This window comes from Archangium sp. (genome assembly GCF_036389735.1).
Lineage (GTDB): Bacteria > Myxococcota > Myxococcia > Myxococcales > Myxococcaceae > Archangium.
Genome location: NZ_DASVWK010000956.1, coordinates 1 through 11357, shown reverse-complemented (window position 1 = coordinate 11357; position 11357 = coordinate 1). Strand labels below are relative to the sequence as shown.

General features: G+C 69.8%; 9 protein-coding genes. 7 read left to right on the top strand and 2 right to left on the bottom strand.

Annotation, left to right across the window (positions count from 1 at the left end; genetic code table 11):
* The first annotated feature begins 159 nt into the window (after positions 1-159).
* Positions 160-1884 (top strand): sensor histidine kinase, encoded by a 1725-nt coding sequence (locus tag VF794_RS34040; protein ID WP_331117290.1) that lies wholly within the window; start codon positions 160-162, stop codon positions 1882-1884.
* A gap of 15 nt (positions 1885-1899) precedes the next feature.
* Here VF794_RS34040 and VF794_RS34035 read toward each other — a convergent pair whose 3' ends face one another.
* Entirely contained in the window at positions 1900-3564 is a 1665-nt protein-coding gene (locus VF794_RS34035) for a hypothetical protein (RefSeq protein ID WP_331117289.1), read from the bottom strand.
* A 216-nt stretch (positions 3565-3780) separates the two neighbouring features.
* Between VF794_RS34035 and VF794_RS34030 the strand changes: the two genes are divergently transcribed.
* The 6 genes from VF794_RS34030 (at position 3781) to VF794_RS34005 (ending at position 10612) form a co-directional block, all read left to right on the top strand.
* On the top strand, positions 3781-5469 hold the full coding sequence (locus tag VF794_RS34030) for a hypothetical protein (protein ID WP_331117288.1): 1689 nt from the start codon (positions 3781-3783) through the stop codon (positions 5467-5469).
* A gap of 4 nt (positions 5470-5473) precedes the next feature.
* Entirely contained in the window at positions 5474-6973 is a 1500-nt protein-coding gene (locus VF794_RS34025) for a hypothetical protein (RefSeq protein ID WP_331117287.1), read from the top strand.
* 2 nt (positions 6974-6975) lie between these two features.
* Complete coding sequence (locus VF794_RS34020; protein ID WP_331117286.1) at positions 6976-7641, top strand: outer membrane beta-barrel protein; 666 nt, start codon at positions 6976-6978, stop codon at positions 7639-7641.
* Positions 7642-7771: 130 nt separating this feature from the next.
* A complete protein-coding gene (locus VF794_RS34015) occupies positions 7772-8215 on the top strand; it encodes a hypothetical protein (RefSeq protein ID WP_331117285.1) in 444 nt (147 codons plus the stop codon).
* Positions 8216-8221: 6 nt separating this feature from the next.
* Positions 8222-9892, top strand: coding sequence for a type IV pilus twitching motility protein PilT (locus VF794_RS34010; RefSeq protein WP_331117284.1), 1671 nt, complete (start codon positions 8222-8224; stop codon positions 9890-9892).
* A 210-nt stretch (positions 9893-10102) separates the two neighbouring features.
* Entirely contained in the window at positions 10103-10612 is a 510-nt protein-coding gene (locus VF794_RS34005) for a response regulator (RefSeq protein WP_331117283.1), read from the top strand.
* A gap of 9 nt (positions 10613-10621) precedes the next feature.
* Here the strand turns inward: VF794_RS34005 and VF794_RS34000 are convergent, their stop codons facing one another.
* A complete protein-coding gene (locus VF794_RS34000; RefSeq protein WP_331117282.1) occupies positions 10622-11281 on the bottom strand; it encodes an NADPH-dependent F420 reductase in 660 nt (219 codons plus the stop codon).
* Positions 11282-11357: the final 76 nt, after the last annotated feature.

The following is an 11357-nucleotide window of genomic DNA, read 5'->3' as shown; positions in this document are numbered from 1 at the left end:
CAAGTCGCCTGACGCTTCTCCCGACGCCTGCCTGCCCCTCTGCTCACCCGGGCGGCTAGCAGGCCCCACGGCCGCTTCCAGTCAAGGGAAGGCAGGGGCGTCGTGCGGCGGCGGCGAGCTTAGTTTTGAGGAAGAGCTTCGCAAGCGAGGGGAGTGCACATGCCCGCAGGGGGTGAGCGGAAGGACGAGCCGCAGTCCAAGGTCGCATTGAGCGAGGACGAGGAGCGCTTCCGGCTCCTCATCGACAGCCTGCAGGACTACTCCGTCTTCCCGCTGTCGGTGGATGGGCGGGTGAGCAACTGGAATCTCGGCGCCGAGCGCCTCAAGGGCTTCACGACGGAGGAGGCCCTCGGCCTGCACATCTCGCGCTTCTTCCCCGAGGAGGAGAACGCGGAGCGCGTGTCGGAGCGCATTCTCAAACGGGCGGAAGCCGATGGACGCGCCGAGTACGAGGGGTGGCTCGTGCGCAAGGACAAGTCGCAGTTCTGGGGCACTGTCGTGGTGAGCGCCATGCGCGACCAGACGGGGCATCTGCGTGGCTTCTCCAACGTCGCCAGGGATCTCACCGAGCGCAAGAAGGTGGAGAAGGCGCAGGCCTTCCTCGCCGAGGCGGGCGAGGTCCTCACCGGCTCACTCGAGTACGAGCGGACGCTGCAGAAGATCGCCCAGCTGGCCGTCCAGGGCATGGCCGACTGGTGCACCGTGGCCATTCAGGGCGCCCACGGACTGGCGGTGCTGTCCGTCGCGCACGCGGACCCGGCGCAGGAGCCCAAGACCCGAGAGCTCATCCGCGTGTTGCCCTCGCAAGAGCCGAAGCTGACGCGGGGCCTCGGGCACGTGGTGCGCACGGGGCAGTCCGAGCTCTGCCCTGACACGCTCGAGGCCGCCTGGGTGCGGACCGCGCTCGGGGTGGACACCCCGGAGCGCCTCATGGCGCTGGGGGCGCGCTCGTACATGTGCGTGCCGCTCAAGGCTCGCGGGGACACCTTCGGTGCCATCACCTTCGTGTCGGTGACGCCGGGCAGGAGCTACGGTCCGGGGGACCTCGTGCTCGCGGAGGAACTCGTCCGCAGGGCGGGCCTCGCGGTGGACAACTCCCGGCTGTTCCGCAAGGCGCAGGAGGCGCTCAAGGCGCGCGACGAGTTCCTCTCCATGGCGTCGCACGATCTGCGCTCCCCCCTGACCTCGCTGCGCTTGCAGCTGCAGGCCGTGCGCAGGAGCCTGCAGCCGGGCGGCGACGGGCCACGCGTCACGGAGAAGCTGGTCTCCCGGGTGGAGTCGATGGAGCGGCAGACGGACCGGATGCTCCACATGATGGACGCCCTGCTGGACATCAGCCAGATGTCGGCCGGCCGGCTCGAGCTGAAGCGCCAGAAGGTGGACCTCGTCGAGCTGGTGCGCGGAGCCGTGGCCACGCTGGAGGAGGAGCTGTGTCAGTCCGGCGTGCAGGTGCGGATCCACGCGGAAGGTCCGGTCGAAGGGTCGTGGGACCACCTGCGGCTCGAGCAGGTCGTCGACAACCTGCTCTCCAACGCCGTGAAGTACGGGAAGGGCCGGCCCGTGGACATGACGGTGTCCACGGACGGCACCCTGGCGACGCTCGTGGTCCGTGACCAGGGCGTGGGCGTCGCACCCGAAGACCAGGAGCGACTCTTCGATCGCTTCGAGCGCGTGAGGCTCGACCGGAGCGTCACCGGGTACGGGGTGGGGCTGTGGATCGTCCGGCGCGTGGTGGAGGCGCACGGGGGCAGCGTCTCCGTCGAGAGCCGTCTGGGCGATGGCGCGAGCTTCATCGTCCAGCTGCCCGTGCGCGGCCAGACCCAGGGCCAGCCCGAGCGCGAGAGGGAGACGGACCCGGAGGTGCGCCCGCCCGCCGTCCACTAGCTCGGCTCGTCGCGCTCAATGGGCCCGCTGGAGCCAGCGCGACAGTCGCGACCGACGTCCGGGAGGGAGCGGCAGCGAGGGCTCGTGCGACCTCTGGCTGATCCGCGCCAGGAGCAGGTCGTAGAGTTCCTCGTAGCTCTCGGCCCGCCGCAGCTCGTCGAAGTGGCCGCTCCACGCCAGCGACATCCGGCGCAACTCCTCCGCGAGTCGCTCCCCGAAGCGCTTCTGCACCTCGGGGGATGCCAGTTGCGTGGCGTCGAAGGGGCCCTCGGGAATGCCCTCCAGGCCGGGCTCGCCTTCGGTGTGCAGGCCGCTGTCCTCCAGCGCCCGGCGGATGGCCTCCACCAGCGCGGGCTGGGGCCAGGTCTGACTCCGGCGGTTGCGCAGGTAGGCGAGGAAGTCCACCTGGTACTCCTCCGCCAGCCGCGCGCCGATGTTGTAGAGCGCCTGTTGCGGTACGCCGATCCGGGTGGCCAGGTCCTGGAACAGGATCCGCGCACGCTGGCTCGCGTCCAGCAGATCGAAGGTCGGACCACTCCGGGAGGTGGGGGCTCCGGTCTCCCGGGAGGCATCCGCCTCGGAGGGGAGCCGCGCCTCCAGGTACGTCTCGCGCATGTCGATGGCCCCTCGCATGCCCATCTGCCGCGCCGCTCCAATCTTGTCCCGCAGGTAGTTGATGAGCAGGGCTTGATCCACCCAGTCGATGGTGCGCGAGAGCGGGTAGAGGGTGCGCAGCGTCAGCTCTCCGGGATCCACCGAGGCCAGGTGCTGGATGTCCGAGATGCCCAGCTCCTCCAGGCGCTCGGAGATCCGATCATTGATGCCATCCACGTACTCCAATGACAGGGCCTCCTGGTTGGGCACGGTGGGCTGGAAGATCGTCTGCACGCGGCGGCGGAGGGCCTGGAGCGCCCAGCTCGGGAAGGCGCCGAGGATGAAGTAGAGGAAGCCGCTCTGGTTGTCGGTGCCGAGGGCCTGGATGAGCTGCATCTGCCCGGCGACGAAGCCCATGACCAGGGTGATGAGGGCGCGCGCGGTGGTGGCCAGCAGGAACTCGGAGGAGAGCGCCGCCGCCTGGATGCGGTGGATGATGAGCAGCAGCGTGTAGACGTAGACGCCGTAACCCGCGAAGACCAGGCCGCGGATCCCCTCCTCGAAGTCACCCGTCACGACCGCCCGCAGGGACGGCTCGACGATGGTGGGGAAGAGGAACGCGGAGGAGAGCGTGGCCACCAGGAGGAAGGGGAGGGAGAGCGATACCGCACCCCCGAGCATCATGAGGATGCCGGGCCGGCTCTGCTCCAGCGCCTCCTTGCCCAGGCCGGCGGTGAAGATGCGGGCCGTCTCCAAGCGGCCCCGGGTGCTCGCGTAGTGCCGGGCGGCGACGAGGTAGCAGCGCAGCACCTCCAGCCGGGCGTCCATGTAGCGCCGGTTGCTGCGCATCCGGTGGGCGAAGGCCATGGCACTCGGCAGGACGGCGCACAGCCCGAGCCAGAAGAAGAAGAGCAGGTGCCGCCAGGCGTACGTCACCATCCAGATGAGCCCCTGGCGCACCGGGGCCACGAGCACCGCCACCGCCACCACCACGAGCCCGAGCATCCCCCACAGCGTCCGCCGGATGCGCTCGCGAGCGGCGGCGGACCGGGAAGAACGGGCGACTTTCTTTGCCTCGCCAGCCATGAGGGACCTCCAGGGCAATCGCGATAGCGAGAAGATGTGCATGAGGGCGAGCGAGCGCAGTGTGAGACGCCCTGACACGAAAGTCAGATCCCTCATGACAAGGGTGTCATGCCTTCCAGGCACTGACGCGACGTAAACCCGCGAGGACACTGGACGTTCAGCCGGCATCCAAAATGCTACGCCCCCTGCCGCTGGCCTTTCCGAATCGGAGCCACGATGAGACGCGCACTTTCCTGGATGACCGTGTCCCTGCTGCTGCTGGGGGCCGCGGGTTGTGCCTCCTCCGACGCGGAGGGAGCGAACGATACGTCCTCGGGCGGAGCCGGTGCTCCCGATGCGGGCGGGGGCAGCGGCGGAGCCCCCCCTCCGGGAGCCCCCGTCTGCACGACGGCCGCGGACTGCCCGGCCGGCTACACCTGCACCCAGTCCGCCTGCATCCCGCCAGAGAACGAGCAGAGCGCCTCGAACGAGCGCCCGCCGCTGGCCAGCAAGAGCTACGTCTACGTGCTCTCCCCGGCCGCCCACAGCCTCACGCGCATCGACCCGAGGACGCTCTCGCTCGAGGCCATCCCGGTGGGCGCCACGCCGCTGGACGTGGCGGTGGTGCCCGGCGAGGACGCGGCCGTGACGCTGTCCTCCGTGGACGCCTCGCTGTCCCTGGTGGACTCCACCACGCTGCCCTCGCAAGTGCGCCGGGTGCCGCTCGGCCGCCGATATGGGCGCCTGTCGGTCTCGGGGGATGGGGCGTACGCGCTGGCGTGGCCGGACCCGTCCGCCGCTCCCGGCTCCGGGGCCGAGGGCGTGGTCGCGCTGGTGGATCTGCGGGCCGCCCGGCGCGGTGAGTCCCCCGAGCAGACCGTCCTCGAGCGCGCCGCCGGCTTCCGCGTCACGGACGTGGTCTTCCGCCTGGAGGGTGGGGTGGCCACGCGCGCCTATGTCTTCGCCAAGAGCACGGTGACGGTGCTCGACCTGTCCAACCCGCGCCAGCAGCCGCTGCCGGTGCGCGTCTCGCTGCCCGAGGCCATGGCGCTGGACGTGGCCTCTCGCGAGGTGGTGGCCACGGCCGATGGCCAGCGCGTCCTGCTGCGCTCCACCACCGCGCCGATGCTGGCCTCCTTCGACGGCACGGCCTTCCACACCGTGCCGCTGCCCGAGGTGGCCACGGACGTGGATCTGCTCCCGGACGGCTCGGGCGCCGTGGCGGCGCTGCGCAGCGCGGGCCAGCTCGCCTTCCTGGAGCTACCGGGTGATTTCGAGGACCCATCGGGCATCCAGCTCCTCCCGGTGCCGGGGACGTCGGTGGGGCAGGTGGTGCTGCCGCCCCGGTCCGGTGGGACGAGCTACGCGCTGGTGTACACCACCGTCCTCAATGACGAGTCGGTGACGCGGGTGGACTTCCCCTCGGGCACCGTCACCCGCTATCCGCTGGAGAAGCGCGTGGAGCGCGTGGCCCTCGCGGCGGATGGCCGCACGGCGATCCTCGTCCACAAGCCCGAGCCCGGCTCCACGGCGAGCGATCCCTACGAGCGCGCCGTGGACGTGGACCGGGGCTACTCCGTGCTCGATGTCCCCTCCGGCTACCTCCAGCTGCGCCGCACCGGGAAGTTGGAGCCCTCGCAGGTCGCCTTCTCCTCCAGCGGGGGCTACGTCGGGGTGACGCTGCGGAGCGACACCGAGCGCCGCCATGCCGTGGACGCGGTGGACCTGTCGACGCTCGTGTCCCGCTCCGTCTCGCTGGCCTCGCCGCCGGCCTTCGCGGGCGGATTCGCTGGGGACTCCGAGCAGACGCGCCACCGCATCTATGTGTCGCAGCTCCACCCGGCCGGCCGCATCAGCTTCGTCAACCTCGACGACAGCCAGATCCGGACCGTGACCGGCTTCACCCTCAACTCGCGGATCGAGTGAACCCATGAGAATCGTTCGACGGTTGTTGCCCGCGATGTTGCTGCTCGCGGCCGGGTGTGGTGATCGCGCGGAGTTCCTCGGTCAGGGCCTCAAGCCCCTGCCGCTGCTCCCCACGGGGGACGCGCTCGTGTCGGTGGTGCCCCAGACGCGCCGGGTGGTGCGGGTGCGCAAGGGCGAGACGCCCCAGGCCATCCCCATCGCGGAGGGGGCTCGCAAGGCGGCGCGCCTCCAGGGCGACGTGGTGGCCGTGCTGGCGGGAGACATCCGCCGCCCGCTGTTGCAGCTCGTGTCGGTGGACGGCGCCGAGGTGCGGACGGTGGAGCTGCCGGGCGCCTACGACACCCTGGAGTTCAGCGCCGACAACCGCTACGGCGTCCTCACCTACAGCACCGCGGGCCTGGGTCCGGACGTGGTGGCGCGCAACCTCAACGAGGTGGCGGTGGTGGACGTGCGGGAACGGGCGGTGACGCGCTTCACGCTGGGCACCGAGAGCCTCGCGCCGCGCTCGGTCGTCTTCGCCCCGCCGCGCGAGGACCGGCAGTTCGTGGCCATCACCCTGGACCGGGGCGTGGTCGTCTTCGATGCGAAGGATCCGCGGCGCGCGCTGCGGCGCATCCCCACGCGCCTGTCCGAGACGCAGCCCGAGGTCGCCGTGCAGGAGGCGCTCTTCTCGCCGGCCGGGGACGTGCTCTTCCTGCGGCTGTCCGGCATGGATGATGTCTTCGCGGTGGAGCTGAGCAGGGAAGGGGACGAGCTGCTGGCGTCCGTGAACTTCCTCGCTGGAGGCACGGGGCTCAGTGACATCACGCTCGCGCCGGCGGCGGCTCCCGGGACGGAGCGCTCGGTGGTGGCCGTCTACGCCGGCAGCCAGGAGGCGATGGTGCTCGACGCGAGCGGGACGCAGGACGTGCGCCGGCTGCCGCTGGGGGCGCCGCTGACGAGCGCCCACGTGCTCGCGGACGGGCGCGTGCTCTTCTACGAGGGCAAGCTGCGCACGGTGACGGCCTGGGACGTGGTGACGGGCAAGAGCGGCACGGTGCTGCTCACCGCCGGCTTCGACGCGGTGCGCTTCAGCGACGCGTTGGGCGCGGCCGTCTTCCGGCACCCCGGTACGGGCAGCGGCGGCGCGGCGCTCTCGGTGGTGACGGTGCGCGAGGAGGACACCCGCCTGCGCGTGCGCATCAGCCCCATCCCCGTGTCTCGCACCGTGCAGGCCGATGTGATGGACGAGACCCGGGGCCGGTTCTACTTCGCGCCCCAGGGGCTGCCCGCCGTGGCCCGCCTGGACGTGGAGACGCTCGGCATCGAGCAGCTCACCCTGGATGCCCCCGTTACCGCGCTCTACTACCTGCCGGGCCAGGACGTGGTGGCCGCCCAGCACGCCGAGCCGGCCCGGGGAGACGTCACCCTGATCTCCGCGGACCGACTCGAGCGCGGCGCCGCGGAGCGTGTGCGCTACTTCACCCTCGCGGACGAGCTCGACCGCGCCTCGGAGGGCCCGTGACCATGAGACACCTTCCCGTCGTCTGTGCCGCCTTCCTGCTGGCCGCCGCGCTCTGTCCCTCGCAGGCCTCGGCCCGCCCGCCGCTGTCGCTGCGCCTGGGCTACGCCGCCCAGGTCAGCACCGCGCGCGCGTATGACCTGGTGGACGAGAACGATCACCTCCCCCTGTTCCGCGTGGGCGCCGCCTACGCCTTCCCCATGCCGGAGGCCCGGTGGGAGGTGGAGGGGGGCTTCCTCTCCGGGGGCTCCTCCGCGTCGCTCCACCAACTGGAAATGGCGAAGCTGGGGCTGGTGGGCGTGGAGGTGGGCGGCGCGTACCGCGTGCGGCTGGGCTCCTACGTCGAGCCCTACGCCCAGGTGCTGATCGGCTACGACTGGTTGAAGCTGGGGATGGGCGAGCTGGGGCAGCGTGTCGGGCAGGTGTCGGCGACGGGCCTGCTGGGCGTGTCGGTCGTCTTCCCCGTCCAGGCGTACAAGGCGAAGGGCCCGTCCTTCCTCTTCGACCTCGGGGTGGGCTACGGTTTCCGCCCCGACGCCCGCTTCGACGCGCTCGCGCCCGAGCCGCCGGACGAGGACGTGAAGGAGCCCGTCCCCTCGCAACCTCTCCGAGTAGGCGACCTTCCCTTGAGAGGGGTGGCGTACCGGCTCCAGGTCGGCCTGCGCCTCTGAGTCGTGCCGCCGGGGGGGTGGGAGCGGTGCTCACCCCTCCCAGGAATTCTAGGAGCGCCAGCACCTGTGCTAAATCAGGCACACTCGCTGACCTCCTATGCTGGAATCCCTTTCTATTCCGAAGAGACGCGTGGCGGCCCAGTTCGTCCTACCGGGTGGTGCCTCGCGTGCCGTGGCCGTGTTCCTCGCCGAAGCCGCCGCCGGACGCTCCGGTGGCGAGCGGCTGTCGGACCTGCTCAACAACAGTGGCTCGCAGTTCATCCCCGCGGTGGATGCGGCGACGGACGCCATGATGTTCGTCCAGGGCGCGAATCTCGCCCTGGCGCGCGTGTCCGCCGAACTCGAGCCCAACGTCGTCGACCAGTTCACCATCCCCACCGAGCATGAGGTGGAGGTGATTCTGGTGGATGGGCAGCAGCTGCGCGGGCTCATCACCTACGTGCTGCCCGAGGCGCACTCGCGCCTGACGGACTACCTCAACAGCGCGCCCCCGTTCATCCCCCTGATGGAGGGAGAGCAGGTCGCGCTCATCAACAAACGCCACGTCGCGTACGTGGAAACCCTTCGCCGCTGAGAAGCCATGGCCCGGTTCGACGCCTTCATCGAGAAGCTCTACAAGGAATCTGGTGTCGCGATCATGCTGGAGACTGGCTCCGGCATCACCCTGCGGACCGCCTCGGGCAATGTGCCCATGGTGAAAGCGGGGCTGAGCACCCAGCAGATCATCGGCGCGCTCTCCGAGATCGTCCCCGCGGATTTGCGGGCTGCGTTCCCCACCGAGGGGGTCTCCTCCTTCCCGTACGCCGCCCCCGCGGGCGCCGTGCAGGTGAAGGTGCAGAACGTGGGAGGCCACCTCAAGGTGGCGCTGATGCCCTACAAGCCCAGCCAGCCCGCGGTGAACACCGTGGTGGCGCCCCCCGCGGCCCAAGCCGGGCTGGATCTGCCTCCCGCCTCCGAGGATGACAAGCTGGAGCTGGCCTCGCCCGCCGACATGATGGAGCTGGCGGCCCGTGGCGCGGGGGGGGCCGCCTTCGCGCCCCCGGCCGCCGCCAAGGCCCCCGCCGCGGCTCCGGCCGCCGCCAAGGCCCCCGCCGCGGCTCCCGCTGCCGAGCCCGCCGCCACGCCGAACATCCAGGTGCTGCCGCCCCAGGATGACCCGGACGCGGCCGCCGCCCTGCTCGGGCTGCTCAACCGCATGCTCGACAAGAAGGCCTCCGACCTTCACATGTCGAGCACCGTGGTGCCCATGCTGCGCATCGACGGCGACATGGTGCCGCAGGAGGACTACCGGCCCCTGGCGCCCGAGCGCCTCAAGGCCATGCTCTGGAGCATCGCGCCGGAGAAGAACAAGAAGCAGTGGGAGGAGACGCGCGACACGGACTTCGCCCACGAGACCGACCGCGCCCGCTTCCGCGTCAACGTCTTCGAGGATCGCAAGGGCATCGGCTCGGTGATGCGGCAGATCCCCACGAAGATCATGACCGCCGAGGACATGGGGCTGTCCAAGCACATCCTCGACCTGTGCTACCTCAGCAAGGGCCTGGTGCTCGTCACCGGTCCCACCGGCTCGGGTAAGTCCACGACGCTGGCCGCGATGATTGACTACATCAATCGTAATCGCGAGGACCACATCATCACGATCGAGGACCCGATCGAGTTCGTTCACCCGAACAAGAAGTGCCTGGTCAACCAGCGCGAGGTGCACGTCCACACGCACGGCTTCAAGAACGCCCTGCGCGCCGCCCTCCGCGAGGACCCGGACATCGTGCTCGTGGGCGAAATGCGAGACCTCGAGACGATCGCCATCGCGATCGAAACGGCCGAAACGGGCCACCTCGTGTTCGGAACGCTGCACACCAACACGGCGCCCTCGACGGTGGACCGCATCATCGACCAGTTCCCCACGGACCGGCAGGAGCAGATCCGCATGATGCTCTCCGAGTCCCTCAAGGGCGTCATCTCGCAGATGCTGGTCAAGAAGATCGGCGGAGGCCGCGTGCCGGCGCAGGAGGTGCTCCTGTGCACCAGCTCGGTGGCCAACCTCATCCGCGAGGGCAAGACGTTCCAGATTCCCTCCATCATGCAGACCTCGCGCGGCATCGGCATGCAGACGCTCAACGATGCCCTGCTGGATCTGGTGAAGAGGAAGCTCTGCGAGCCCAACGACGCCTACATCAAGGCCGTCGCCAAGGGGGAGTTCAAGCAGATGCTGGAGCGCTCGGGCTTCAAGGTCGACCTCCCCACCTCCTGAACCAGGAATGAAAGACTCCGGGAAGCCTCCTTCCTTCACCTACCTGTCGGACCGACGTCCGACGCCCAAGGGGCTTCCCGTCTTCGCCCTCACCGAGAGGGAGGCGCGAGGAGTGTCGCCGTGTGTCCGGACGCACGGTTGCGCGCATGCCCTGCACTCCGTCCTGTGCCTTCTTGGGGAGCCCAGTACAATGGCGCGGAGGGCAACCGAATGGTGAAGAGCATCACCCCGCCGGCTCCGCAGCGAATCTTGGTGGTCGACGACGACCCGGCCATCCTCCGGGTCTGGCGTCGAGTGCTGGAGCCCAAGGCGCGCCAACCCTCCTTGGACAACCTCGAGAAGAAGCTCTTTGGTGCGACCCCGCCCGCCGCCTCCCTCGAAGCGGGGTACTCCATCGACACCGCCATGCAGGGGGCCGAGGGCTTCCAGAAGGTCGTCAGCGCCCTGGCCGAGGGGCGTCCCTACACCTTCGCCCTCGTCGACATGAGGATGCCGCCTGGCTGGGACGGGTTGGAGACCATCCTGCGCATGCTGGAGAAGGACCCTCACCTGGAGGTGGGCATCTGCAGCGCCTTCTCGGACATTTCCCGGGAGGAGGTGGCCCAGCGCGTTGGCCGGTCCGACCTCCTGTGGATCCGAAAGCCCTTCGACCTCGAGACCGCGCGGGACATGACCCGGAAGTTGGGCGAGCAGGGCGTCCACCGACGCCATGGCCGCTGAACAGCTGGTTCAGCCCTGCTTGCCCATCTCGGCGTAGCGCTTCGCCTTGCCGAGCGCCGCCTTCATTCCATCGGCGTCGAGGTCGACGTTGTAGGCCGGCAGGTCGCGCTGGAAGCGCCAGCCCTCCGCGAGCGGGCCGACATCCACCACGTCGAAGCCGATCGCGTCGATGAAGCCGGCCACGACCTTCTTGGCCCCGGCATCGTCACCCGCGATGGCCAGGGCCCGGCGATTCTTCGCCCCCGCGGGCTTGCCCTGCGCCTTGAGGTGCTCGAAATAGATGTGGTTGAAGGCCTTGACCACCTTCGAGCGGGGCAGGTGTGCCTGGAGCAGCTCGCTGGTGGTGGTCTTCTCCGAGTCGAGCTCGGGGATCCGGCCGTCACGCCCGGGGTAGTAGTTGTTGGTGTCGATGACGATCTTGCCCACGAGGGGCTCGACCGGAACCGACTGGTAGCTCTTCATCGGAATGGTGACGACGACGAGGTCACCCGCCGCGGCGGCCTCCTGGACCGTTGCCGCCCGGGCCTTCGGGCCGAGTTTCGCGACGAGGTCCGCGAGGGTCTCCGGGCCTCGGGAATTGCTCAGCACCACGTCGTAGCCCGCGTCGATCGCGAGCTTGGCCAACGCGCTTCCAATATGTCCCGCACCAATGATTCCGAGAGTCTTCATGAGAGGCTCCTGCTCCCGGGCCAGTCCGGGAGGACGCCTCTTCTAATGAGGTGGGACCGCGCCCGCCAGCATCCCT

Bases quoted from the DNA above. Each gene is read 5' to 3' on its own strand.
- VF794_RS34040 (WP_331117290.1), top strand. From the start codon at position 160: ATGCCCGCAGGGGGTGAGCGGAAGGACGAGCCGCAGTCCAAGGTCGCA.
- VF794_RS34035 (WP_331117289.1), bottom strand. From the start codon at position 3,564: ATGGCTGGCGAGGCAAAGAAAGTCGCCCGTTCTTCCCGGTCCGCCGCC.
- VF794_RS34030 (WP_331117288.1), top strand. From the start codon at position 3,781: ATGAGACGCGCACTTTCCTGGATGACCGTGTCCCTGCTGCTGCTGGGG.
- VF794_RS34025 (WP_331117287.1), top strand. From the start codon at position 5,474: ATGAGAATCGTTCGACGGTTGTTGCCCGCGATGTTGCTGCTCGCGGCC.
- VF794_RS34020 (WP_331117286.1), top strand. From the start codon at position 6,976: ATGAGACACCTTCCCGTCGTCTGTGCCGCCTTCCTGCTGGCCGCCGCG.
- VF794_RS34010 (WP_331117284.1), top strand. From the start codon at position 8,222: ATGGCCCGGTTCGACGCCTTCATCGAGAAGCTCTACAAGGAATCTGGT.
- VF794_RS34005 (WP_331117283.1), top strand. From the start codon at position 10,103: ATGGTGAAGAGCATCACCCCGCCGGCTCCGCAGCGAATCTTGGTGGTC.
- VF794_RS34000 (WP_331117282.1), bottom strand. From the start codon at position 11,281: ATGAAGACTCTCGGAATCATTGGTGCGGGACATATTGGAAGCGCGTTG.